This is a genomic window from Arthrobacter sp. E44 (genome assembly GCF_041877125.1).
Taxonomy (GTDB): Bacteria; Actinomycetota; Actinomycetes; order Actinomycetales; family Micrococcaceae; genus Arthrobacter.
In genome coordinates this window covers 14023-37507 of the sequence record NZ_JBHDJA010000027.1, presented here as the reverse complement: position 1 = coordinate 37507, position 23485 = coordinate 14023, and the positions used below count along the sequence as shown (strand labels likewise).

The 23485-nt window shown below is 65.9% G+C and carries 21 protein-coding genes, 1 tRNA gene and 1 pseudogene; 7 read left to right on the top strand and 16 right to left on the bottom strand.

Annotation, left to right across the window (positions count from 1 at the left end; all coding sequences use genetic code 11):
* Positions 1-84 precede the first annotated feature (84 nt).
* From ACETK3_RS18890 to gcvH, 5 genes are all read right to left on the bottom strand, one after another.
* Positions 85-678, bottom strand: coding sequence for a MerR family transcriptional regulator (locus ACETK3_RS18890; protein WP_142134380.1), 594 nt, complete (start codon positions 676-678; stop codon positions 85-87).
* Positions 679-911: 233 nt separating this feature from the next.
* Positions 912-1415 carry a bifunctional nuclease family protein gene (locus tag ACETK3_RS18885; protein WP_056331728.1) on the bottom strand — a complete coding sequence of 168 codons (504 nt, stop codon included), beginning with the start codon at positions 1413-1415 and terminating at the stop codon, positions 912-914.
* The gene (locus ACETK3_RS18880) at positions 1415-2131 is read right to left on the bottom strand and encodes a MerR family transcriptional regulator (RefSeq protein WP_018763526.1); all 717 of its coding nucleotides are present in this window, start codon (positions 2129-2131) and stop codon (positions 1415-1417) included. Before ACETK3_RS18880 ends, ACETK3_RS18885 begins: the two co-directional genes overlap by 1 nt.
* Positions 2132-2154: 23 nt before the next feature.
* Entirely contained in the window at positions 2155-2631 is a 477-nt protein-coding gene (locus ACETK3_RS18875) for an FHA domain-containing protein (protein ID WP_236802000.1), read from the bottom strand.
* Positions 2632-2787: 156 nt separating this feature from the next.
* A complete protein-coding gene (gene gcvH / locus ACETK3_RS18870; protein WP_018763524.1) occupies positions 2788-3174 on the bottom strand; it encodes a glycine cleavage system protein GcvH in 387 nt (128 codons plus the stop codon).
* A gap of 167 nt (positions 3175-3341) precedes the next feature.
* Here gcvH and ACETK3_RS18865 point away from each other — a divergent pair, with 167 nt between their 5' ends.
* Both ACETK3_RS18865 and ACETK3_RS18860 read left to right on the top strand, forming a co-directional pair.
* Positions 3342-4211, top strand: coding sequence for an Fpg/Nei family DNA glycosylase (locus ACETK3_RS18865; RefSeq protein ID WP_373993361.1), 870 nt, complete (start codon positions 3342-3344; stop codon positions 4209-4211).
* 115 nt (positions 4212-4326) lie between these two features.
* Complete coding sequence (locus tag ACETK3_RS18860; RefSeq protein ID WP_306971225.1) at positions 4327-5946, top strand: polysaccharide deacetylase family protein; 1620 nt, start codon at positions 4327-4329, stop codon at positions 5944-5946.
* Between the two features lie 204 nt (positions 5947-6150).
* On the opposite strand, the gene ACETK3_RS18855 is transcribed toward ACETK3_RS18860, so the two are convergent.
* The 10 genes and pseudogenes from ACETK3_RS18855 to ACETK3_RS18810 all read right to left on the bottom strand — a co-directional run bounded on the left by ACETK3_RS18855 (position 6151) and on the right by ACETK3_RS18810 (position 15769).
* A tRNA-Pro gene (locus tag ACETK3_RS18855) sits at positions 6151-6224 on the bottom strand.
* A 136-nt stretch (positions 6225-6360) separates the two neighbouring features.
* Complete coding sequence (der, locus tag ACETK3_RS18850; protein ID WP_236801997.1) at positions 6361-7908, bottom strand: ribosome biogenesis GTPase Der; 1548 nt, start codon at positions 7906-7908, stop codon at positions 6361-6363.
* A gap of 12 nt (positions 7909-7920) precedes the next feature.
* Positions 7921-8596, bottom strand: a pseudogene (locus ACETK3_RS18845) (lysophospholipid acyltransferase family protein); the annotation flags it as partial.
* Positions 8597-8627: 31 nt separating this feature from the next.
* On the bottom strand, positions 8628-9341 hold the full coding sequence (gene cmk / locus ACETK3_RS18840) for a (d)CMP kinase (protein WP_236801996.1): 714 nt from the start codon (positions 9339-9341) through the stop codon (positions 8628-8630).
* Positions 9341-10450, bottom strand: a complete 1110-nt coding sequence (locus ACETK3_RS18835) for a prephenate dehydrogenase (RefSeq protein ID WP_236801995.1) — start codon at positions 10448-10450, stop codon at positions 9341-9343. Before ACETK3_RS18835 ends, cmk begins: the two co-directional genes overlap by 1 nt.
* A gap of 3 nt (positions 10451-10453) precedes the next feature.
* Positions 10454-11662 carry a pseudouridine synthase gene (locus ACETK3_RS18830; RefSeq protein ID WP_306971224.1) on the bottom strand — a complete coding sequence of 403 codons (1209 nt, stop codon included), beginning with the start codon at positions 11660-11662 and terminating at the stop codon, positions 10454-10456.
* A 123-nt stretch (positions 11663-11785) separates the two neighbouring features.
* Complete coding sequence (locus tag ACETK3_RS18825; RefSeq protein WP_236802830.1) at positions 11786-12445, bottom strand: SMC-Scp complex subunit ScpB; 660 nt, start codon at positions 12443-12445, stop codon at positions 11786-11788.
* 26 nt (positions 12446-12471) lie between these two features.
* Positions 12472-13287 (bottom strand): ScpA family protein, encoded by an 816-nt coding sequence (locus ACETK3_RS18820; RefSeq protein WP_236801993.1) that lies wholly within the window; start codon positions 13285-13287, stop codon positions 12472-12474.
* Between the two features lie 7 nt (positions 13288-13294).
* Entirely contained in the window at positions 13295-14194 is a 900-nt protein-coding gene (locus ACETK3_RS18815) for a ParA family protein (protein ID WP_026266195.1), read from the bottom strand.
* A 231-nt stretch (positions 14195-14425) separates the two neighbouring features.
* A complete protein-coding gene (locus tag ACETK3_RS18810; RefSeq protein ID WP_236801992.1) occupies positions 14426-15769 on the bottom strand; it encodes a cation:dicarboxylate symporter family transporter in 1344 nt (447 codons plus the stop codon).
* A 157-nt stretch (positions 15770-15926) separates the two neighbouring features.
* Here ACETK3_RS18810 and ACETK3_RS18805 point away from each other — a divergent pair, with 157 nt between their 5' ends.
* Positions 15927-17561 carry an ATP-binding protein gene (locus ACETK3_RS18805; protein ID WP_236801991.1) on the top strand — a complete coding sequence of 545 codons (1635 nt, stop codon included), beginning with the start codon at positions 15927-15929 and terminating at the stop codon, positions 17559-17561.
* Positions 17558-18271: a response regulator gene (locus tag ACETK3_RS18800; RefSeq protein WP_236801990.1), complete on the top strand. Its 714-nt coding sequence runs from the start codon at positions 17558-17560 to the stop codon at positions 18269-18271. The genes ACETK3_RS18805 and ACETK3_RS18800 overlap by 4 nt, the downstream gene beginning before the upstream one ends.
* Before the next feature lie 33 nt (positions 18272-18304).
* Here the strand turns inward: ACETK3_RS18800 and ACETK3_RS18795 are convergent, their stop codons facing one another.
* Positions 18305-20209: a propionyl-CoA synthetase gene (locus ACETK3_RS18795; protein WP_236821764.1), complete on the bottom strand. Its 1905-nt coding sequence runs from the start codon at positions 20207-20209 to the stop codon at positions 18305-18307.
* Between the two features lie 172 nt (positions 20210-20381).
* Between ACETK3_RS18795 and ACETK3_RS18790 the strand changes: the two genes are divergently transcribed.
* From ACETK3_RS18790 to prpB, 3 genes are read left to right on the top strand one after another with little or no spacing between them, the layout of a single operon-like run.
* A complete protein-coding gene (locus tag ACETK3_RS18790; RefSeq protein ID WP_236801988.1) occupies positions 20382-21038 on the top strand; it encodes a GntR family transcriptional regulator in 657 nt (218 codons plus the stop codon).
* Positions 21031-22551: an MmgE/PrpD family protein gene (locus ACETK3_RS18785; protein WP_236801987.1), complete on the top strand. Its 1521-nt coding sequence runs from the start codon at positions 21031-21033 to the stop codon at positions 22549-22551. Before ACETK3_RS18790 ends, ACETK3_RS18785 begins: the two co-directional genes overlap by 8 nt.
* The gene (gene prpB / locus ACETK3_RS18780) at positions 22551-23453 is read left to right on the top strand and encodes a methylisocitrate lyase (RefSeq protein WP_236801986.1); all 903 of its coding nucleotides are present in this window, start codon (positions 22551-22553) and stop codon (positions 23451-23453) included. The genes ACETK3_RS18785 and prpB overlap by 1 nt, the downstream gene beginning before the upstream one ends.
* Positions 23454-23485 lie beyond the last annotated feature (32 nt).

Below are 23485 nucleotides of genomic sequence, written 5' to 3'. Positions count from 1 at the left end.
ACAACCTCCCAGCGCACCCGACGCTTAAACGTCCAGGGGCCGTCCTCCAAATGGAGGACGGCCCCTGGTTCGTTGATCTACGGGTCAGCTGATCTTCCGCGCGGCCCTGCGCTTGCTGAGTTCATCGTCGGGAAAGGATTGCTCCGCGGCGTGTTCGCTGGGCAGCGAAGCCAGGCTGCCCTCCACCTCGCGCCATACGCGCCCAACCGCGATGCCGAAAACGCCCTGGCCGCCCTGGACCAGGTCTATGACCTCATCTGCAGACGTGCATTCGTAGACGCTGGCGCCGTCGCTCATGAGCGTGATCTGCGCAAGGTCCTCCACCCCGCGCTCGCGCAGGTGTTCCACGGCCGTACGGATCTGCTGCAGGGACACGCCAGTGTCGAGGAGCCGCTTGACCACCTTGAGCACCAGGATGTCGCGGAAGCCGTACAGCCGCTGGGATCCGGATCCTGCAGCGCCACGGACGGCCGGCTCCACCAGGCCGGTACGGGCCCAGTAATCGAGCTGGCGGTAGGTGATGCCTGCAGCCTTACAGGCAGTAGGCCCGCGGTAGCCTGCGTCTTCATCCAGTACCGGAAGGTCCTCGGTGAACAGGAGGCCCTGGGCACCACTTACGGGTACAGCAACGCCAGCCTTGGGCTGCTTTAGCCCGCCTGCTTCGCCTTTGGGACTCACCTGGATCCTCCTTGTCGTACGCTCCCTTGGTACTGATACGGCTGCATTGGCATGAAGACCATGCGTGTAATTTTTCCGCGGGGCGCACTTTCCAGTGTGACCTGCGCGGCTGCCGTAAGCAAGGAAACTTGATACTTCGACGTTAGGCCCGGCGGGTCCCGAGGTCAAAGACCTTCGGGGCTTGGAAGAGGCGTGTCGAAAGTTTCAGCCTTAACTTTAACCTTAACGTGACCTTAGCCGTCGAAATCCTCGGGTTCCACGTCGTCCAGGAACTCCCGGAAACGGCGCAGTTCGCGCTCCTCATCGACGGTGGGGCCGGGCTCGGCGTCCTCCCCCTCGTCATGTTCGGTGATGCGGACTCCCGCCTCATCCATCACCGAATCGGCGCACCAGATCCGGCACTTGGCGCGCAGTGCCACCGCAAGGGCGTCCGATGCGCGCGAGCTGACCGTGGTTCCATTTTCGAACTGCAACTGCCCATAGAAGATGTTGTCCTCCACGGCCACGATGTTGACGCTGACCACAGAGTGGCCCAGGGACTCCACGACGTCCACGAGCAGGTCATGGGTCATCGGCCGGGGCGGGACCACGCCCTGCTGGGCAAGGGCGATGGCGCTGGCTTCCGGCGTGCCGATCCAGATGGGCACGTGGCGTTCGCCGTGCATCTCCTTGAGCAGGACCAGCGGCTGGTTGGAAGGCAGTTCGATGCGAACGCCAACAATCTCGACTTCGATCATCAGATGTCCATGCGTGAGATGTGGTCCTGCACCAGGGCCCTGTGCAGGGTGAGGCAGAGGTCGCTGATTTCGCGGGCAGCCTCCGCTGCCCGCGCCTGGGATGCCGAGTCCTTGCGGGAGGCAAGCGGCGCGACCGCACGTTCCACCAGGCCGAATTCCCGTTCGGCCGCCGCCTGGAACGGCCGCAAGTGCCGGGGTTCCAGGCCGTGGCTTTCCAGCTGGACACAGGCGCGGGCAACCTGGAGGGCGTGCTCGTCGAACTGGCCGTTGCTGTGGCTGATGAGGCCGAAACTCAAGAGTGACTGCAGCAGGGGAACGCTGGCTCCGGATTCGGTGCGGAGCTGCTCCTCGCTGAGCTTCCGGCCGCGGTTCTGCAGTTCGGCGGCCAGTTCGTCGGAGACGATGCGTGGCGAAACCACGACGCCGGGCGGCAGGTTCTCCGGGCGCTCTCCCCTGTCGATGGCATCAAGGTAGTCCTTGATGACTTTCAGGGGCAGGTACTGGTCCCGCTGCAGGGCCAGCACAAAGCGCAGCCGCTCCACGTCGCCATCCGAATACTGGCGGTAGCCGGCAGGAGTGCGCCGCGGGTTGATGAGTCCCTTTTCTTCAAGGAACCGGATCTTCGACGCGGTCATGCCCGGGAAGTCGGCGCTCAGCTGGGCGAGGACTTCGCCAATGTTGAGGACCTGGGGGCCCCGGCGTTCCGGTTGTGCCATTGCCACAGGCAGCGGTCCCCGGGTCAGCTGCGGCCTGCAGCCGTGGCAGGGCTCAGGTAGAAGGTGAGGCGGAACTTGCCGATCTGGACTTCGCTGCCGGACTTCAGCTCGACGCGGTCCACCCGGTCATGGTTGACGTAGGTGCCGTTGAGGCTGTTCTTGTCCACCACTTCGAAGCTGCGCGCGGTGCGCCGGAATTCGACGTGGCGGCGCGACACCGTGACGTCGTCCAGAAAGATGTCCGCATCCGGGTGGCGTCCTGCGGTGGTCACATCCGAGTCCAGCAGGAACCGGGCACCTGCGTTCGGACCGCTGTGGGCCACGAGCAGCGCCGAACCTGCGGGCAGGGCCTCAACGGAGTTGCGCTCGTCCGAGGACAGCCTGGGAGTGATGGTGGGTTCGTCGGTGACCGGGGTGAGATGGATCGAGGTGGTCTCCGACGCCCTAGCCGCACCCGTGCCGTAATCCCCATCGGCAGGGTTGTGTCTGTGGCCAGCCATGGATTCCTCCCCTTAGACGTTGCGGGCACCAAACCCGCAACCAACGTTTGCTCTGCCGGCCCTGCCAGCAGGTCCGGCCCCGGCTCCCGTTCCCGGCTTTGACGTGCGGAGACGCATTGCTGCGGCGCGGGGCCGGACCGGAATTACCGGTTAGCTTTAGCCTACCTGCTGTTCGTACTCGGATGCACTGAGCAAAGACTCAACGGCGTCAGGTTCGGCGAGTTTGACCTCGATGAGCCAGCCATCACCGTAGGGATCAGTGTTGATCAGTGCAGAATCGCTGTCCAGCGAGTCGTTCCGGGCCACGACTTCCCCGGAAACGGGCGCGTAAATATCGCTCACGCTCTTGGTGGACTCCACTTCGCCCACCACTTCGTTTGCCGTAATCTTTGTGCCCACTTCGGGCATCTGGGCGTAAACGACATCTCCAAGGGCGTCCTGGGCAAAGTCGGTGATTCCCACGCGGACCACGCCGTCGGCATTGGGGGCCGTGACCCACTCATGTTCCGCGGTGTAGGACAGGTCTTCGGGAATGTTGCTCATGGGGGGCCTTTCATCGGGGTACGCGCCAATGTCAAAAGGGGCCCGCAAAACGGGCCGCCGCTGAAAGTATAGGCATAACTGCCGGGGCCGGCACGGGGGCTTTCTGACAAGATGGGGCCATGAATGCAAGCATCGGTGCAGCACCCATGGAACCGGGCGGGTAGGCCATGCCGGAACTGCCTGAAGTCGCCGGCCTCGCCGGGTTCCTGGATGAACAACTGCGGGGCTGCGTGGTCACCAAACTGCAGATCGTCTCCTTTGCCGTGCTTAAGACGGCGGATCCGCCCTTCAACGCGATCGGGGGACGTACCGTGTCAGGCGTGCGGAGGTTCGGCAAGTTCATCAGCATCGACACGGATGGCATATCGCTGGTGTTCCACCTGGCGCGGGCAGGCTGGGTGCGTTTCACGGACTCCCCTGCCGACAGCCAGCTCCGAATGGGCAAGGGCCTCATAGCGGTGCGGTGTGCCTTCTCGGGCCCCGAGGGGCCCCGTGGGCTGGACCTGACCGAGGCGGGCACCAAGAAGAGCCTGGCCGTCTATGTGGTGCGGGATCCGCAGGAGGTGCCCGGCATCGCCACGCTGGGGCCCGATCCTTTTACCGAGGCGTTTGACGCCGACATGCTGGCTGAGATCCTGGCCGGCAGTTCACAACAGATCAAGGGCCTCCTGCGCAGCCAGAGCGTCATTGCCGGCATCGGCAACGCCTACAGCGACGAAATCCTGCATGCCGCACGGATCTCGCCCTTTGCCACCGCAAAGTCCCTGGACCGGGACACCGTGCAAGTGCTGTACGACGCCATCCACAGCGTGTTGGGCGAAGCGCTGGCAGAGGCCAGCGGCAAGCCTCCCAAGGACCTTAAGGACGTCAAGCGCAGCCACATGCGCGTGCACGCCCGTGCCGGCCAGCCCTGCCCTGTCTGCGGGGACACCGTCCGGGAGGTGTCGTTCGCGGACACGGCCCTGCAGTACTGCCCCACGTGCCAGACCAAAGGCAAGATTCTGGCTGACCGCAGGACATCGAAGTTCCTGAAATAGGAAGATCCGGCGCCCGAAGTTGCGATTCGGGACTTCCGGTCCTGCCCGGGTGCGCCCCTGGTGTGTAGCGTCTTGATCAAGGCTCAGAAGTCTCGATCAGCTCAAAGGGGCCACAATGCGCCGGTCTCGATTCGCCGTCCCCGGAATGGCCTTGGCCCTCGCCCTCGGCGGTGGTCTTGGGGGCACCGCATTGGCGCCGCCCGTTGCCGCCACGCCGGCAGTAGCTGCGCACCGGAGCCTTCCGGCTTCGATAGTCGCTGAGCAGGCCGGCGACGACGCGATCGCCCAGCACTATGAGCAGCTCGGCGGCAGCGCATCATTCCTCGGCGCGGCAATCGGCGGCACGTATGACATCGCTGGAGGTCGCGCCCAGGACTACACCGCCGGCACGATCTATTGGAGCCCCGCCACCGGAGCACACGAGGTGCACGGGGCCATCCGCGGACGTTATCTCGCATTCGGCGGACCGGGCGGCTACCTGGGCTTCCCGCTCACCGACGAGACCGCCAGTCCCGGCGGCAGTGGCCAGTACAACGACTTCGAGCGCGGCACGGTCTACTGGAGCCCCGGCACCGGAGCACACGAGGTGCACGGGGCCATCCGCGGTGAATACCTCGCATTCGGCGGACCGGGCGGCTACCTGGGCTTCCCGCTCATCGACGAGACCGCCACTCCCGGCGGCGGTGGCCAATACAACGACTTCGAGCGCGGCACGGTCTACTGGAGCCCCGGCACGGGAGCACACGAGGTGCACGGGGCCATCCGCGGACGCTACTTCGAGCTCGGCGGGCCGTCTGGTGTTCTTGGATTCCCCGTGACGGACGAGACCGGCACCTCCGATGGGGTGGGCCGGTACAACCACTTCAGCGGCACGAACGCCGGCTCGTCGATCTTCTGGTCGCCCGCCGCCGGAGCCCACGAGGTGTACGGGGCTATCCGGGCCCAGTGGGCAGTCCTGGGTTGGGAGCGCAGCCGGCTCGGCTACCCGACCAGCGGCGAGTATGGCATCACGGGCGGGCGCCGCAACGACTTCCAGCAGGGATCGATCCTGTGGCACGCGGCCAGTGGCAGGACCGAGGTCGTCTACACCAGCTTCCCGTCAGCGCTCCGGGGCGTGGACCTCGAGCGCATTCCGACCACGCAGAGGATTGCCGCGCTCACGTTCGACGCCGGGGCCAACGACGCCGCCCTCCGATCGATCCTCGCCACCCTCGCAGCCAATGGCGTCCCAGGTACGTTCTTCCTCACCGGAGACTGGGTCAACCAGTTCCCCTCCGACCCGGCGCTGATCTACAACGCGGGACATCGGATTGGAAATCACTCCATGACCCACCCAGACTTCACCACCCTGAACGACGCCCAGATCGCTGCCGAGATCAACAGCGCGCAGGGGACCATCGAGGCTGCCGGAGGCGACCCCCTCCCGTTCTTCCGCTTCCCGTATGGGGCCCGTGATGGCCGCACGATCACAGACGTCAACGCCGCAGGCTACGCGGCGATCCGGTGGACCGTCGATACCCTGGGCTGGCAAGGCACCATGAATGGAACGCGCGGTCCGGACTTCGTCGTGCAGCGTGTCATGGCATCCGCGCAGCCCGGGGAGATCATCCTGATGCACCTCGGCTCGAACCCCGACGACGGCTCCACACTCGACGCCGCGGCCCTCCCCCAGGTGATCTCCCAGCTCCGGGCGGCAGGCTACGGCTTCGTCACCCTGGATGCCGCCCTCGGCTAGCTGGCCCTGTGCCCGCCACGTCCGGCAAAGAACACCCCCACCCGGACAGATCACCCCCGGGTTCCAAGGTGCTTTGTCCGGTGGAGGGGTGCTTTGTCCGGTCGAGGGTGCTTTGTCCGGCGGAAGGTGCGCGGCCAAAAATGATTTCGAAGCCAAAAAAGCGGAAAGCGCCGGAGAAATTCTCCGGCGCTTTCCGCTCTTCGGTCGGGCTGACAGGATTTGAACCTGCGACCCCTTGACCCCCAGTCAAGTGCGCTACCAAGCTGCGCTACAGCCCGCTGGTTCCGCCGTTCTCCGCTGATCCCAACCCGAAGGTTTTCATCAGCAGTCCGGCCGAACCACCTAGAAGAGCTTACACGATCCGGAGGGGTGCCTGTGACACTTTCCGGCGATCAGCCCCAAGGTGTGTCGCAATTAACGCTTCCGGCTGCGCTTTTCACGCACGCGCATGCTGACCTCGATGGGCGTGCCTTCGAACCCGAAGGTTTCGCGCAGCCGGCGCGTGATGAACCGGCGGTACCCGGGGTCCAGGAATCCGGTGGTGAACAGCACGAACTTCGGCGGCCGGCTGGAGGCCTGGGTACCGAAGAGGATGCGCGGCTGCTTGCCGCCGCGGACCGGGTGCGGGTGCGCGGCCACCAGCTCGCCGAGGAAGGCATTCAGGCGCCCGGTGGCAATGCGCCGGTCCCAGTTCTCCAGGGCCAGGTCCAGGGCAGGAACCAGTCGGTCCTTGTGCCAGCCGGTCTTTGCCGAGATGTTGACGCGCGGAGCCCAGTCAACGTGCGCCAGGTCCTGCTCGATCTCGCGCTCCAGGTAGCGGCGGCGTTCGTCGTCGAGCAGATCCCACTTATTGAAGGCCAAAACCAGTGCGCGCCCGGACTCGATGGCCAGCTGGAGGATGCGGACGTCCTGTTCGCTGAGGACCTCGTCCACGGCCAGGAGCACGACGGCGACCTCCGCCTTCTCGAGCGCGGACTGCGTCCGGAGGGAGGCGTAGTAGTCCGCGCCCTGGGCCATGTGCTGTCGGCGGCGGATGCCGGCCGTATCCACGAAGCGCCAGGTGCGGCCGCCGAGCTCGATGAATTCGTCCACGGGGTCCCGGGTGGTGCCGGCCGTGTTGTCCACCACCACGCGTTCGGATCCGGCGAGCTTGTTCAGCAGGGAGGACTTGCCCACGTTGGGGCGTCCGATGAGGGCCACGCGGCGGGGGCCGCCGGAGCGCTCCACGCCTTCGATGGTGGAGAACTCGGGCAGCACGTCCATGACGTGGTCCAGGAGGTCGGCAACCCCGCGGCCGTGCAGGGCCGAAACCGGGTAGGGCTCGCCGAAACCCAGGCCCCACAGCGCGGCGCTGTCGGCTTCCTGGGCAAAGTCGTCCACCTTGTTGGCCACCATGATGACCGGCTTCTTGCTCCGGCGGAGCATCTTCATGACGCCTTCGTCCGTGGCGGTGGCACCCACCGCGGAGTCAACCACGAACAGCACGGCGTCGGCGAGTTCCACTGCCATCTCGGCCTGTTCGGCAACCCGGGCGTGGATGCCGCGGGCGTCATGCTCCCACCCGCCGGTGTCCACCAGGGTGAAGTTGCGGCCGTTCCACTGCGCGGAGTACATCACGCGGTCGCGGGTGACGCCGGGGGTGTCCTCCACTACCGCCTCCCGGCGGCCCAGGATGCGGTTCACCAGTGTGGACTTGCCGACGTTCGGCCGGCCGATGATGGCCAGGACGGGATCCAGCTTGAGGGGGCCCTCGAAGTCCTCATCGCCATACTCGCCGCTCAGCAGGGCGGCGTCGTCCTCGTCAAGCTCGTAGTCCTCCAGGCCGGCCCGGAGGGAAGCGGCACGCAGCTCCGCTTCGTCGTCGTCAATCGCTGCCAGCCGTTCGGCAACCTGGTCGGTGCCTGTGGGCCTGTAGTCGTCGTCGGCGCTGGAAGGCCCGGAAGTCTGGGTGGTGTCGCTCATTGCAAGTCCTTTGTGGTCATCTGCCGGCGTCCCCGGCTACTGCTGTCAAGTCTTTAGGGTCAGCATCGGGCAGTGGCTGCCCGCTGAGTTGGATGGTGTCCTGGACGTGCCCTGCCAGCGCTGCACGGATCTCCTGCGCCGCCCTGTCCATTGAAGCACGCCCGGTTTCGCCGGCCCGGCGGGCCAGGGTGAGGGCGGAGCCGAAGCTGACGTGGAAGCGGCGCCCGGGCCGCGGAACGAAGTCCAGGTGCTCGTTGCCTTGGCGGGTCCCCAGGATGGCGACCGGTACCACCGGCGCCCCGCTGTTCAATGCCAGCCAGGCCACGCCGCCGTTGATGTCCGCGGCTGCCCCGCTCCCCCGCGTCCCTTCAGGAAGGATCCCAACGCATCGCCCGGCGTCGAGCACGTCCTTGCAGCGCTGCAGCGCGGCACGGTCCCCGCGCCGGTCCACCGGAAGCTGCCCGGAGGCGGTGAGCACCCGGCCCAGGAATCCTTTGAACATCTCCTGTTTAACCAGGATGTGCATGGGCCGGGGCGCCGCGCCGAACATCACCGGCCCGTCAAGGAAGCTGATGTGGTTGGCCGCGAAGATCACCGGCCCGCCGGTGGGGACGTTGCTCCTGCCGGTCACGGTGGTCCGGTAGACCAGATGGTCGAGGATCCAGCCCACCGGCCTGCTCCACGCCATGGTCAGGCCGGACGGCACGGCGGCCGTTGACTCAGTCACGGTTGAGGACCTTGGTGACGATCACCAGGGCGGCATCCACGGTCTGCTCGAAGTCCAGGTCCGAGGAGTCCAAGGTGACCACACCGTCTGCCGCCTTGGTGAAGTTCACCACCGCTGAGTCCTTGGCGTCCCGGTGGGTCACCTGGGCCGCCAGTTGCTCGGCGTCCTGCGTGCCGCCCAGCTGGATGCCGCGCCGGCGCAGCCGGGCTTCCTCGCTGGCCGTCAGGAGCATGCGCACTTCAGCCCCGGGCGCGACGACGGTGGTAATGTCCCTGCCTTCCACCACCATGCGGCGGTGGTGCTTTTCGATGAGGTCGCGCTGCCGGCGGATCAGTTCAGTCCGGGCACCGAGGGTGGTGGCCACGGCACTGACGGCGGACGAGATGGCCGGCTCCCGGATGGCGTCCGTGACGTCCACGCCGCCCACCCGGACGTACTCCTCCTGCGGGCTGGTGCTCACTTCCAGGACGAAGTCCCTGGATGCCTGCTCTACAGCGGGCGAGTCGTCAAGGTCGATGCCTTCGGTCACGCAATACCAGGTCAGGGCCCGGTACATCGCGCCGGTGTCCAGGTATGCCAGTCGGAGCCGACGGGCAACTTCCTTGCTCACGCTCGATTTGCCTGAGCCGGAGGGGCCGTCGATAGCGACCACCAGGGGCCGGCCAATGCGCAGCGCGCGCATGGTTTCGAGGAGTTCCTGTGTCATTACTGAAGTACCCGCCATCCGCGGTCGTTGAGAGCTTCGATCAGGTGGTCGTGCTTGTTCGGCAACACAGACAATTCCACCATGCCCACGTTCTGTCCCGAGGAATGGTCCAGCCGAAGGTCTTCGACGTTAACGCCGATTTCGCCGATTTCGGTGAGCAGCTGCGCAATCTGGCCGGGCTTGTCGTCCACCAGGACGGTGAGCCAGGAGTATGCCTGCGGCGGCCCGCCGTGTTTGCCGGGGATCCGGGCCTGGCCTGCGTTGCCCTCGCTGATCAGCTGGGCCAGGTCCAGCCTCGCACCCGGGGCTGCCGGGTCTTCCAAGGTGCCGATCAGGCGGTTCAGGTCGTCGCGGACGCCGTAGAGGATCTCCACTACCTTGGCCGCGTTGCCGCCCAGGATCTGCACCCACAGGGTGGGGTCGCTGGCGGCAATCCTGGTGACATCGCGAAGTCCATTACCGGCCAGCGACAACGCATGCAGTGGCGTCCCCTGCAGGCGGCTGGCCACCAGGGAGGACATGACCTGCGGCAGGTGCGACACCAGTGCCACGGCTTCATCGTGTTCGTCCGCGCTGAACTGCGACACCACCGCGCCTAAATCGGAGGCGAGTGAGCGGGCCACCTGCAGGGCACTCCCGGACGTCTTCTCCGACGGGCAGAGCACCCACGGCATGGAGGTGAACAGCTCGCCGCGCGCAGCTACCGGACCCGACTTTTCCCGTCCGGCCATGGGGTGGGTGCCCACGTACCGCGAAAGGTCGGCGCCGAGGGTGCGAAGCCGCGACTGGATATCCGCCTTGACGCTGGCAATATCCACCACGACGGATTCGGGGTAGTCAGCCAGTGCCCGGCAGACGACGTCGGCCGTCACGTCCGGCGGGGCAGCGACCACCACCAGCTGGGGCGTGCCACTGCCCAACTCCGCCAAGGGGCGGCCCGCACCGATGTCCACCGCCACGGCCTGGTTGGTGGGCGACGGGTCGGAAAGGAACACGGGCACGCCGCGGCCCCGCAGTCCCAGCCCGATGCTGGTGCCCAGCAGTCCGGTACCAATGACCACCACGGGGCCATCCAGGTGGCCGCGGCCCTGGCTTTTGAAGGCGGACATGCGTCAGAGTCCTACGGATGCCAGCAGGTGGCCGACTTCCTGCTTGCCCAGGTTGCGGATGCTGCCCTGGCGCTGGTCTCCAAGCCCGATCGGGCCCACCTTGACGCGCACCAGCCGCTGGACCGGGAAACCCACCGCATCGAAGATGCGGCGCACGATGCGGTTCTTGCCGGAGTGGAGCACAACTTCGATCAGCACGTGCCCGGGTGTGGAATCCACCAGGCGGAAGGAGTCGACGGCGGCCATGCCGTCCTCCAGCTCCACGCCGGCCTTCAGCTGGGCGCCGACGCCCTGCGGGAACGGTCCGCGAACCTGCACCAGGTAGGTCTTGGGCACCTCGTACGACGGGTGGGTCAGCCGGTTGGCCAGTTCGCCGTCGTTGGTCAGCAGCAGCAGCCCCTCGGTGGCGACGTCGAGCCGGCCTACGTGGAAGAGGCGTTCGCCGGTGTTCTTGTTGTTCTTGAGGAAATCGCTGATGCAGGGCCGGCCTTCGGGGTCCTCCATGGTGGACACCACGCCCTTGGGCTTGTTGAACACCATGTACACCAGGTTCTCGTCCAGCTGGATCCGCAGGCCGTCGACGTGGATCACGGCAGTCTTGGGATCGACGCGGACGCCCAGCTCGGTGACCACCTGGCCGTCCACCTCAACACGGCCCTCGGCAATCATCTCCTCGCAGACGCGCCGGGAAGCGACGCCCGCGGACGCCATGACCTTCTGGAGCCGCACGCCGTCGGCGTCGTGGAGCTCGGACTGGGGAACATTGCCGCGGGGGTGCTTCTTCCGGCCTGGTTTGCGGACCGGGCCCAGGTTCTGGCCGAAGCGTTCGCTGCCGAACGCGCGGGAAGCTGCCGCCCCGGGTGCGCCGGTGCGGGGCTTGGGCTTGAGTGCGCCGGGAGTTCCCGGGGCCTTTTTAGCGCCGGGCTTCCTGGCAGCGGGCTTGCGCGACGACGGCTTGGCTCCCCTTGCGCCTTCCGCACCGCGTTCGGGCTGGTTGCCCGCGAGGTCGGGGTCGACGAAGCGTTCCTCGCGCGGTTTGGGAGCGCGGTGCGGACGATCGCCGCCGAACCCGGCAGCGCGTTTTCCGGTCCCGCCGCGGGAGCCCCCGCTGAAGCTGCCGCCCTGTGAACTGCGCTGCTGGGAATTGTTGCGTTCGTTCCCGCCGCGTCCCGAACCGTTACGTGGTGAACCCTGGCGTCCCGCCTGTGTCATGACCCGTCCTTCAATGTGTTTTGGCCGGCAGCGATGTCCAAGGACAACCCTAGCCAGCCGCGCAGACTTCGTCTGCCCTGATAACTAAACTCGGTAAATATGTGCTGCAGGCACCGTGCGTGCCTACATGGTTTCGGCGTCGTAGAATTCTGCGATCCCGTCAAGCCCAGGAAGGTGCGGCGACAGCTGGGGCAAGTCCTCAACTGAACTGATTCCCATCCGCTCGAGGAAATAGGAGGTAGTCCGGTAGAGGATTGCGCCGGATTCAGGATCCGTTCCCGCGTCCTCGATCAGCCCGCGCTGGGTGAGCGTCCGTACGACGGAATCAACATTGACACCGCGAATCGCAGACACACGGGCGCGGGAAACCGGCTGCCGGTAAGCAATGACTGCCAATGTTTCCAACGCCGCCTGGGTGAGCCTGGCAGTCTGTCCTTCCAGCACATATTTGCCAACAATGTCGGCAAATTCAGTGCGGGAGTAGATCCGCCACCCACCGGCGATGTTCCGCAATTCAAAACCCCGGGGGCTGGAACCGATACCAGCGTGGCTGGCACTGTCCATCTCCGGGGCTTTAACAGTATAGCCGTTATACTCACGCTGCAGTTCGGCCAGCAGGGAACGCACCCGTTGGACCGTCAAGCCCAGCCCTGCGGCCAGCTCCTCCTCGGTGGCAGGTTGGTCCAGGACCATGAGCACCGCCTCAAGGGCGGCCTTGGCGCCGCCGGGGAGATGATCAAAGTCCGTGGCAGGGCCGGCGTCCTCCTGCGGCTGCGTATCCAGCGGCTGGGTTTCCGGAGACTGGGGGGTCACGGTTGCTCCTCATACTCTTCGCTCAGGTTTTCCGCTGACCAGTCCCGGTCTACCGCCGTCCAGTGGATGGCAAGCTCCGCCAGCGGGGAGAGCTGGTCGAACGCAACTGCCCGGTCCCGGAACAGTTCCAGGAGTGCCAGGAACCGGGCAACCACCACCAGGGTGGAGCCGGCGTCGGCAATCAACGAACGGAACGTCAACGGTGACTCCTGCTGGAGCCTAAGCCCCAGCAATTCTGCCTGCTCCTTGACGCTGACGTTGCTGCCGTGCAGATGGGCAAGTCCCACTTGGGGCGGCTGCGTGGGCACCTTGGGCCGGAGCGCGGCTTCTGCCAATGCTGCGAACTGCTGGGGCGTGTGTTTCCAGACCAGCTCGGGCAGCATCGCCGCGAAGTGTTCCTCCAAGGCCACTTGCCGCGGAAAGCGCCGGCCTTCCTGGTCCAGGGTTTCACCGAGGATGCCTGCCACCTGTTTGAAGGCCTTGTACTGGAGCAGCCGGGCGAAAAGGAGGTCCCGGGCCTCCAGCAGGGCAATATCCTCATCGTCCTCGACTTCACCGGCTGGAAGCAGCCGCGCCGCCTTAAGGTCAAGCAAGGTGGCGGCAATCACCAGGAACTCGCTCGCCTCGTCCAGCGCCCATTCTTCGCCAAGCTGCTGCAGCTTGCGGATGTACTTGATGAACTCATCGGTGACGGTGGCGATGGCCACTTCGGTGATGTCCAGCTGGTGCTTGGCGATCAGCCCCAGGAGGAGGTCGAATGGACCGGTGAAGTTGGCCAGCCGCACCTCGAAACCGGGTTTGGGTTCGGCCACGGCGTGGCTAGGGTGCGCCGCCGCGGGAAATCAGCTCCTTGGCGAGCCTGCGGTAGGCGTCAGCACCCACGTGGTTCCCCGCGTAACTGGTGATGGGTTCAGCGGCCACGGTGGCGTCTGCGAACTTGATGGAGCGCTTGATGACGGTTTCGAAGACCTTGTCTCCGAACGCTTCCACCAGCCGGGTGATGACCTCGCGGCTGTGAAGCGTCCGTGCGTCGTACATGGTGGCCAGGACACCGTCCACCTGCAGTCGCGGGTTCAGCCGGTCCTGGACCTTGTCGATGGTTTCGACCAGGAGCGCCACGGCGCGGAGGGCAAAGAATTCACAGATGAGCGGGATGATGACGCCGTGGGCGGCCGTAAGGGCGTTCACCGTCAGGAGACCCAGCGACGGCTGGCAGTCGATCAGGACAACGTCATAATCGTCTTCGACCTTCTTCAGCGCGCGGTCCAGGACCTGTTCACGTGCCACTTCATTAACCAACTGCACTTCGGCGGCGGAGAGGTCGATGTTGGCCGGCAGCAGGTCGACATTTTCAACGCCGGTGTGGTGGATGGCGTCGCGGATGTCCACTTTGCGGTCCATCAGGACGTTGTACACGGTGAGGTCCAGCTCGTGCGGGTTGACGCCCAGGCCGGCGGACAGAGCGCCCTGGGGGTCGAAGTCCACCAGCAGGACGCGGCGGCCGTATTCAGCGAGCGCGGCGGCAAGGTTGATGGTGGAGGTGGTCTTCCCCACGCCGCCCTTTTGGTTGACCATGGCAATCACCCTGGCTGGACCGTGGGAGGACAGCGGCGCGGGTTCCGGGAACTCACGGTATGGGCGCCCAGTAGGCCCCATCACCGCGTTTTCGAGGTCGAATTCCGTGCCCTCCAGAGTTGCTGAACCCTGTTCGCTGCTCACGTATCTGTCCACACTTTCGATGACGGTGATTTCCTGCCGCCGGCTTCCCGGCGGCGTTCGTTCTGCTCCCTAGGTTACAGCGCCCGACACGGTATTCGAGGGAACTTGACTTTCCGCGGATGTTGAGCCTTGACCCTCTAGCTGAGGTCGAAGGTTGAACCGCCCACCATAGGAAAAACGCCCCCGCAGCCAGGCTGCGGGGGCGTTTCCGTTTCGGTTTTGGGGCGGGAGCTAGGCCTTCGCAGCCTCGAGCGCGCCTTCTTCCTTAGGCGCCATTTCGCCGTGCCCAACCATCATGGTCTGCTCGTCGAAGGGCAGTTCGCCGGAAAGGACGCGGCCGACCTGGCCGCCGTCGATCTCCTTGACCCACGTGCCGATCAGGACCGTGGCGACAGCGTTGCCGGTGAAGTTGGTCAGGGCGCGGGCCTCGGACATGAAGCGGTCGATGCCAACGATGATGCCGACGCCGCCCAGCAGTTCAGGCCGGTGTGCCTGCAGGCCTGCCGCGAGGGTGGCCAGGCCGGCGCCGGTCACGCCGGCGGCGCCCTTGGAGGCGATGATCATGAAGACCAGCAGGGAGATCTGGGCGCCGAGGTCCAGCGGGGTTCCCATGGCGTTGGCCACGAAGAGGGAAGCCATGGTCAGGTAGATCGCCGTGCCGTCAAGGTTGAAGGAGTAGCCGGTGGGAACGGTGACGCCGACAACCGGCTTGGAGACGCCGAGGTGTTCCATCTTGGCGATAAGCCGGGGCAGCGCAGCCTCGGAGGACGAGGTGGAGAAGATGATGAGGTACTCACGGGCCAGGTACTTCATCAGCTTGAAGATGTTTACGCCGGCGACTACCTGGAGCAGGCCACCGAGGATGACCACGATGAACAGTGCGCAGGTGATGTAGAAGGCAACCATCAGGGTGAACATGCTCACGATGGCCTGGACGCCGGTTGCGCCGACGACTGCGGCGATCGCGCCAAAGGCACCGACGGGAGCGAGCCACATGATCATGATGAGGATGCGGAACACGAGCGCCTGGCCATAGCCGACGGCCCTCAGGATAGGAGCGCCCTGGGCGCCCATCTTCTGCAGTGCGAAGCCAACCAGGATGGCTGCCAGCAGTGTGGGCAGGACAGGTACGTCGCCGGGGATGATTCCCAGGAGAAAGTCCACGGTGCTGTCCGTGGCGGCCTTCTTGCTGGGGTCGTAAGGCGTAAGCTTCAGGCCCTCACCCGGGTGGATGAGGTTGCCCACCACCAGGCCAATGGCCAAGGCGAACGTGGACATGACGATGAAGTAGCCCAGCGCCAGCCCACCAACCTTGCCGACGGTCGCAGCCTTCGCAATAGAGCCGATGCCAAGGACGATGGTGCAGAAGATAACCGGCGCGATCATCATCTTGATGAGCTTGACGAAGCCGTCGCCCAGGGGCTTGAGGGACTTGCCAAACTCGGGGAAGATCAGGCCAACAAGCGCGCCGAGAATGACGGCGGCGATAACGGCGATGTAAAGGTAGTGGGACTTGTCCAGTCCCTTGCGCCGCGGCGTCGCGGTCTTGAGCGACTCTCCTCGTTGAGAAGCCATGTGTGTCTCCTTGTGGATATTCTGATAGACGCTGCGGCGCAGTCTCTGGGCTCAACACGTCCTTGCAATGTGATACCCATCATTCGGCACCCCGTGATCCAGCTCACCGTTGCGTTCATATTGGTCGCAGCGACCGCAGGGTCAGATGGAGGTACGGATGATCCACCGCTGGAGCATTGCCCGCCGGCTCTTCCTGGCGAACCTGCTCATTGTCATATCCTTTATCGCCATAGTGGGCACGGCCGCCTACGTGGATGCCCGGGACCGGACGTACGACGAAGCAGGCCGGCGCATGGAAGGAGTGGCCGCTTCCATCGCTGCCAATCCCCTGGTGCTGCAGGCTGCGGCTATGCCGGACCCATCAGTCCTCCTGCAGCCCTATGCCAAGGATGTCACTGCCGCGGCCCGCGTTGACTTCATCACCATCATGGCTCCGGACCGGACCCGCTGGACGCATCCGCGGGACGAGGAGCTGGGCCGGCCCTACATCGGCTCGATCGACGCCGCACTGCGGGGCCAGGCGTTTACGGAAGTCACGGCGGGCACGCTTGGACCGTCCGTCCGGACAATTGTTCCGGTCAAGGACTCCACGGGTGCGGTCAAGGCCCTCGTCGCAGCCGGCGTTACCGTTCGGAGCGTTGATGTTGCCCTCGCCGGGCGCCTGCCCGCCCTGCTTGGCCTTGGGATCGCGCTGCTGGTGGGCGGTTCCCTGGCGTCATGGCTGCTTGGGCGGTACCTGCGCGGCGTAACCCGGGGCTGGGGCCCCGAGCAGTTGGCGCAGCTCTTCGCCTACTACGAATCGGTGCTGCACTCGGTTCGCGAAGGCCTCATCCTGGTAGATCCCAGAAAGCGCGTTGTGATGTACAACGACCACGCTGCCGAACTGCTGGGGCTGCCCGCACCCGGCAGCAATGATCCCACCCGGCCGCCGTCGCTGGCGGAACTCCCCCTGGAAAGTGAACTGCGCAACCTGTTCGATTCCGGACGCACCACCAAGGACGAGATGGTGCTGGCCGGTACGCGCGTGCTGGTGGTTAACCAGGGACCGGCACGTGGGCCCGACTCCGCCGGGACGCGCGGGAAGGTTCCCGTCTATGGAACAGTGGCAACCCTCCGGGACAGGACGGAAATCGAAGCGCTGGGCAACGAACTCCAGACGATGCGGACCCTTTCCGACGCACTGCGGGCCCAGACCCACGAACACGCCAACCGGCTGCACACCATGGTTTCACTCCTGGAACTTGGCCGGACTGGGGAAGCCCTGGACTTCGCCACCCAGGACCTGGCCCTGAGCCAGCAGCTGACGGATGACATGGTCAGCTCAATCGATGAACCCGTGCTGGGCGCACTGGTCATGGGAAAAGTGGCCGAGGCCCACGAACGGGGCGTGCAACTGGATGTAGCCACGCTTGGATCGGGGGCAGCACCTGGGCTGGCCGTGCATGACCTGGTGACAATCCTGGGCAACCTGCTGGACAATGCCATCGATGCCGCCGCAGATGCGCCGCCGCCGCGGCGCGTGATCCTGACCCTGGAGGCGGATGACGAGGGGCTGGACATCGCCGTCAATGATTCCGGGACGCCCATCAGCGCTGGGGATACGGAGAGGATCTTCCGGCACGGATTCAGCACGAAGCCGGCGGGAGCCGGTGGCCGGGGCATTGGCCTTGCACTGGTCCGGCAGGCGGTGCAGCGTTTGGGCGGTACGCTGGCCATCAACGGCCGGCGTGGCGCCAAGTTCGAAGTATTCCTGCCCGCAGCGGTTCCCGCGGAGAAGGAGCATACACAGTGAGCAACATCCGGGTCCTCGTCGTCGAAGACGAGGCCATTGCTTCGGCAGCGCATGCGGCTTATGTGGGACGGCTTGAAGGATTCGAGCTCGCCGGAACGGCCCCGGACGGCCAGTCCGCCCTGCGGCTGCTGAGTGAATTCGTGGCGGCGGGCGAGCCGGTGGAACTGGTCCTGCTGGACATGAACCTGCCCGATCTTCACGGCCTGGACATTGCTCGGCGGATGCGTTCAGCGGGAATCCTGGCGGACATTATCGCCATCACCGCTGTCCGCGAGCTGGCCATCGTTCGCAGCGCCGTGGCCATCGGCGTAGTCCAGTACCTGATCAAGCCCTTCACGTTCGCCGCGTTCTCCGACAAGCTGGAGAACTACCGCCAGTTCCGCCTGCAGCTGGCCGGTTCCAGTGCCGGCCCCGGCAAGGGCGGCGCCTCGCAAGGCGAAGTTGACCGGGCTTTTGCCAGCCTTCGGGCTCCGTCCGAGCTGCCGCTTCCCAAGGGCCTCTCCACCGCGACGCTCGGCTCGGTGCAGGAGTTCCTCCGCCAACAGCCGGAGGCGGTGTCCGCCACCGAAGTCATGGATGCCCTGGGAATGTCCCGCGTAACGGCCCGGCGCTACCTTGAGTACCTGGCCGACGCCGGCACGGTTTCCCGGACCGCCCGCTACGGAACGCCGGGCAGGCCGGAAAACGAATACCGCTGGAACGCCCGCTGACGCGCTTCGCGCCCGGCCGTTCCAGCCATCCCATCAGCCGGCCTGTGCCCTGTCCACCCGGAGCGCTCCCACCAACTGGTCGATGACCCCGGGATCTTCGATGGTGGAGGGCACCGTGTAGTCCTCGCCGTCGGCTATCTGGCGCATGGTCTTGCGCAGGATCTTTCCCGACCGCGTCTTGGGCAGGGCGTCCACCACCGTCACGTGCTTAAAGTCAGCGACGGCGCCAATATCCCTGCGGACCAGTGCCACGAGGTCCTTGGCCAGGACGTCTTCAGGGATGTCGACCCCGGATTTGAGCACCACATAGCCGCTGGGACGCTGTCCTTTGAGGGGGTCCGCGAGGCCGATCACGGCACACTCGGCAACTGCGGGGTGCTGCCCGATGACCTGTTCCATGGCGCCGGTGGAGAGCCGGTGGCCGGCGACGTTGATGATGTCGTCAGTGCGGCCCATGACGAACAGGTAGCCGTCCTCATCCCGGTAGCCGGAGTCGCCGGTGGCGTAGCAGCCCTCAAAGGCCTGCAGGTAGGACGAGATGAAGCGTTCGTCGTTTCCCCACAGCGTGGTGAGCGTGCCCGGTGGCAGCGGCAGCCCCAGCACGATGTTGCCCTCGGTTCCGGGCTCCACTTCCCCGCCCGCGCCGTCGAGGATCCGCAGCTGGAATCCGGGCATCGGAACACTTGGGGAGCCGGCCTTGATGGGCAGCCGCTCCAGCCCGCGCGGGTTGGCGCAGATGGCCCAGCCGGTTTCGGTTTGCCACCAGTGGTCCACCACCGGCACGCCGAGGACCCGGGAAGCCCAGTGGAAGGTGTCCGTGTCCAGCCGCTCACCGGCAGTGAAAAGCGTCCGCAGGCTGGAGACGTCGTAGTCCGCCAGCAGCAATGCTTCCGGATCGGCTTTGCGGATGGCCCTCAGCGCCGTGGGGGCGGTAAAGAGGACGTTGACCTTGTGGTCCTGGACCACCCGCCAGAATGCCCCGGCGTCCGGCGTTCCCACCGGTTTGCCTTCGTACATCACGGTGGTGGCTCCGGCCAGCAGCGGACCGTACACGATGTAGGAGTGCCCCACCACCCAGCCGACGTCCGAGGCGGTCCACATCACGTCGCCGGGTCCGACGTCGTAGATATTTTCCAGTGTCCAGCGGAGGGCGACGGCGTGGCCACCGTTGTCCCGCACCACACCCTTGGGCGTACCCGTGGTGCCGGACGTGTAAAGGATGTAGAGGGGGTCGGTGGCTTTCACGCCCACCGGACCGGCCGGCTGGGCGGACGCCATGGCCTCATCCCAGTCCAGCCAGCCGGCGTGGTCCGCCGCCGTTGCTGCAAATCCGTCCCGCGCTTTGACCAGCACCGGAAGGCCGCCCGCGCCCGCCAGCTCAAGTGCCTCGGCGACGGCAGGGAGGTACTCAATGCGGCGGGAAGGTTCGATCCCGCCCGAGGCGGTAACCACGGCGGCAGGGGCGGCATCCCTGATCCGGGCCGCGAGCTCCTTGGGCGCAAAGCCGCCGAACACCACGGAGTGGACCGCGCCCAGCCTGGCAGTGGCCAGCATGGCAATGGCCGCTTCCGGGATCATCGGCATGTAGATCACCACCCGGTCCCCCTTGCCCACGCCATTGCTGCGCAGCACACCCGCAAAGCGGGCCACGAGGTCTGTGAGTTCTGCATAGGTGTAGCGCTGCTGCGTCCCCAGCATGGCGGAGTCATGGATCAGGGCGTCCTGCCCTCCGCGGCCCTCGGCGACGTGCCGGTCCAGCGCGTTGTAGCACGTGTTTACGATGCCGTCCGGAAACCAGCCGTACAGAGGCGCCCGGCTGCTGTCCAGGGCCTGGGTGGGCGGAGAAGCCCACGAGATCTTTTGCGCTGCCTCCAGCCAGAAATCTTCGGGCTGTTCAACGCTGCGCTTGTAGGTGTCCCGGTAGCTGTTGGTGACCATGAGGTAATCCCATCCACGACATTGTGATGCAGCTCATGCTAAAGGTAAAGCCGGGACGCTGGCAAGGGGTATGTATACATCTAACCCCATATTCGGCTCGAATTCTGCAAAGTGCTGTAATTCCAGCGCGTCTCTGTATACACTGAACGGGTTATCGAGGAAGGAGGACGCCATGCGCGCCAGCGACAAGGCGTATGCCGCCCTGCGCGACGACATCATCGAGTGGCGCCTGGCGCCCGGAACGGTCCTTGCCGAAGTTGAACAGTCTGAACGCCTGGGCGTCTCACGCACACCGCTGAGGGAAGCGCTGGGTCGCCTCACAGCGGAGGGACTGACGACGGCGGGCGGCCGCGGCGTCGTCGTTACCGACATTTCCCTTGAGGACATCGACGAACTCTTCGAACTGCGCGAAACGCTTGAGGGCAGGGCCGCGGCACTGGCCGCCCGGCGCGGTGACGCCGCAACGTTCCAGCGCCTGCAGCACGAGTTGCTCCGGGCGCCCGATCTGATCAGCGGCGGTGAGCCCGGCCTCCATGACTACTACGACCTGGTCGGGCGGCTGGACACCGCCATCGACGCAGCCATTTCCAATTCCTACCTGGCGCAGGCCATGCGCAGCCTGCGCGTCCACCTGGTCCGGATCCGGCGCCTGGCAGCCGACGATGCGCACCGCCTGACCGCCGCGGCCGCCGAACACGCCGCCATCGCGGAGGCGATCGCTGCCGGCAACCCGAAGCTGGCAGAAGCAGCCACCATCGTCCACCTGCACCGAAGCCTCTCCCACGTCAAAGCAACCCACGCATCCCACCCAAAGGAGCATCATGGTTAAGGAACACCACGTCCGCGTCTACAAGAGCGAAGAAAACCTCCCCCGCGAGGACCAGCTCGCGTACAAGATCGCCCAAGTGGCAGCGGACCCCGTCGCCGTCTCCGATGAGGTGACCGACATGGTGATCAACCGCATCATCGACAACGCTTCGGTGGCCATCGCCTCCCTGAACCGGGCGCCCATCGTCGCGGCCCGTGCCCAGGCACTCACCCATGGGCCCACCACCGGCGGCCAGGGCTCCAAGGTGTTCGGCATCGAGGAGCGGGTGGCGCCGGAATGGGCGGCCTGGGCCAACGGCGTGGCCGTGCGCGAACTGGACTACCACGACACCTTCCTCGCGGCCGAGTACTCCCACCCCGGGGACAACATTCCGCCGATCCTGGCCGTCGCCCAGCACGTTGGCTCCAGCGGCCACGACTTGATCCGCGGCATTGCCACCGGCTATGAAATCCAGGTCAACCTGGTCAAGGCCATCTGCCTGCACAAGCACAAGATCGACCACGTGGCGCACCTGGGCCCCTCCGCCGCAGCAGGCATCGGGACCCTGCTGGGCCTCGACGTCGAAACCATCTTCCAGTCGGTGGGGCAGGCGCTGCACACCACCACCGCCACCCGGCAGTCCCGCAAGGGCGAGATCTCCACCTGGAAGGCCCACGCCCCTGCGTTTGCCGGCAAGATGGCCATCGAGTCCGCGGACCGGGCCATGCGCGGCCAGACCTCCCCTGTGCCCATCTACGAGGGCGAAGACGGCGTCATCGCGTGGATGCTGGACGGGCCGGACGCATCCTACATGGTCCCGCTCCCCACCCCCGGGGAAGCCAAGCGCGCCATCATGGACACCTACACCAAGGAACACTCCGCCGAGTACCAGGCCCAGGCCTGGATCGACCTGGCACGCAAGCTCCACCGCGAGAACCCGGAGGTCACCGACCCCACCAACGTGGAGTCCGTCCTGATCAAGACCAGCCACCACACGCACTACGTGATCGGCTCCGGCGCCAACGACCCCCAGAAGTACAGCCCCACCGCGAGCCGGGAAACCCTGGACCACTCCATCCCCTACATCTTCACCGTCGCCCTCCAGGATGGCGCCTGGCACCACGTGGATTCCTACGCGCCGGCACGCGCTGCCCGCCCGGACACCGTGGAGTTGTGGCACAAGGTGACCACCGTGGAAGACCCGGAATGGACCCGCCGCTACCACTCCCTGGACATCTCCGAGAAGGCTTTCGGCGGCTCCGTGGAGATCACGCTCAAGGACGGCACCGTCATCACGGACCAGATAGCCGTCGCGGACGCCCACCCGCTGGGTGCCCGCCCGTTCGCCCGGGAACAGTACGTCAACAAGTTCCGTACCCTCGCCACGGGCCTGGTGGAGGAGGCGGAGATCGAAAGGTTCCTCGCCGCCGTCGAACGCCTCCCCCAACTCGCCGCCGGCGAACTGGACCAGCTCAACATCACCGCCGCCCCGGGCGTCATCGACCTGGCCGCGGCACCGAAGGGACTCTTCTGATGCTGTACTCCAAAACCACCCCGGAACAGAAGCGGATCCGCTTCCGGGAATTGCTCTCTTCCGGCACCATCCAGCAGTTCCCGGGCGCGTTCAACCCGCTCTCCGCCCGCTTGATCGAGGAAAAGGGCTTCGCCGGCGTCTACATTTCCGGTGCCGTCCTGGCCAACGACCTGGGCCTGCCGGACATCGGGCTGACCACCCTCACGGAGGTGGCCACCCGTGCCGGGCAGATTGCGCGCATGACCGACCTGCCCTCGATCGTGGACGCGGACACCGGTTTCGGCGAGCCGATGAACGTGGCCCGCACGGTGCAGGAACTCGAAAACGCCGGCCTGGCCGGCTGCCACATCGAAGACCAGTTCAACCCCAAGCGCTGCGGCCACCTGGACGGCAAGAACGTGGTGGACCTGGACACCGCCACCAAGCGGATCCGGGCCGCCGCGGACGCCCGCCGGGACCCGAACTTCCTGATCATGGCCCGCACCGACATCCGGGCCACCGACGGGCTGGAAGCGGCCCAGCAGCGGGCAAAGGCCCTGGTTGAAGCCGGAGCCGACGCCATCTTCCCGGAAGCCATGAAGGACCTCAGCGAGTTCCAGGCCATCCGGGACGCCGTGGACGTGCCGATCCTGGCCAACATGACCGAGTTCGGCAAGAGCGACCTGTTCACCGTGGACCAGCTGGCCGGCGTCGGGGTCAATATGATCATCTATCCGGTCACCCTGCTCCGTAGTGCCATGGGTGCTGCTGAGCGTACTCTGGAATCGATCAAGTCCGACGGCACCCAGGAGGCACAGGTCCCAAGCATGCTGACCCGTGCCCGGCTCTACGAACTCGTCGACTATGAGGCCTACAACCGCTTTGACACCGGGGTGTTCAACTTCCAGATCCCCGGCATCTGACACCCAGACCTGAACGCCGGAATGCCGGCAGC

Excerpts from the sequence above, each read along its gene's own strand:
- ACETK3_RS18885 (WP_056331728.1), bottom strand. The coding sequence starts at position 1,415 with ATGATCGAAGTCGAGATTGTTGGCGTTCGCATCGAACTGCCTTCCAAC.
- ACETK3_RS18880 (WP_018763526.1), bottom strand. The coding sequence starts at position 2,131 with ATGGCACAACCGGAACGCCGGGGCCCCCAGGTCCTCAACATTGGCGAA.
- ACETK3_RS18875 (WP_236802000.1), bottom strand. The coding sequence starts at position 2,631 with ATGGCTGGCCACAGACACAACCCTGCCGATGGGGATTACGGCACGGGT.
- gcvH (WP_018763524.1), bottom strand. The coding sequence starts at position 3,174 with ATGAGCAACATTCCCGAAGACCTGTCCTACACCGCGGAACATGAGTGG.
- ACETK3_RS18865 (WP_373993361.1), top strand. The coding sequence starts at position 3,342 with ATGCCGGAACTGCCTGAAGTCGCCGGCCTCGCCGGGTTCCTGGATGAA.
- ACETK3_RS18860 (WP_306971225.1), top strand. The coding sequence starts at position 4,327 with ATGCGCCGGTCTCGATTCGCCGTCCCCGGAATGGCCTTGGCCCTCGCC.
- der (WP_236801997.1), bottom strand. The coding sequence starts at position 7,908 with ATGAGCGACACCACCCAGACTTCCGGGCCTTCCAGCGCCGACGACGAC.
- cmk (WP_236801996.1), bottom strand. The coding sequence starts at position 9,341 with ATGACACAGGAACTCCTCGAAACCATGCGCGCGCTGCGCATTGGCCGG.
- ACETK3_RS18835 (WP_236801995.1), bottom strand. The coding sequence starts at position 10,450 with ATGTCCGCCTTCAAAAGCCAGGGCCGCGGCCACCTGGATGGCCCCGTG.
- ACETK3_RS18830 (WP_306971224.1), bottom strand. The coding sequence starts at position 11,662 with ATGACACAGGCGGGACGCCAGGGTTCACCACGTAACGGTTCGGGACGC.
- ACETK3_RS18810 (WP_236801992.1), bottom strand. The coding sequence starts at position 15,769 with ATGGCTTCTCAACGAGGAGAGTCGCTCAAGACCGCGACGCCGCGGCGC.
- ACETK3_RS18805 (WP_236801991.1), top strand. The coding sequence starts at position 15,927 with ATGATCCACCGCTGGAGCATTGCCCGCCGGCTCTTCCTGGCGAACCTG.
- ACETK3_RS18795 (WP_236821764.1), bottom strand. The coding sequence starts at position 20,209 with ATGGTCACCAACAGCTACCGGGACACCTACAAGCGCAGCGTTGAACAG.
- ACETK3_RS18790 (WP_236801988.1), top strand. The coding sequence starts at position 20,382 with ATGCGCGCCAGCGACAAGGCGTATGCCGCCCTGCGCGACGACATCATC.
- ACETK3_RS18785 (WP_236801987.1), top strand. The coding sequence starts at position 21,031 with ATGGTTAAGGAACACCACGTCCGCGTCTACAAGAGCGAAGAAAACCTC.
- prpB (WP_236801986.1), top strand. The coding sequence starts at position 22,551 with ATGCTGTACTCCAAAACCACCCCGGAACAGAAGCGGATCCGCTTCCGG.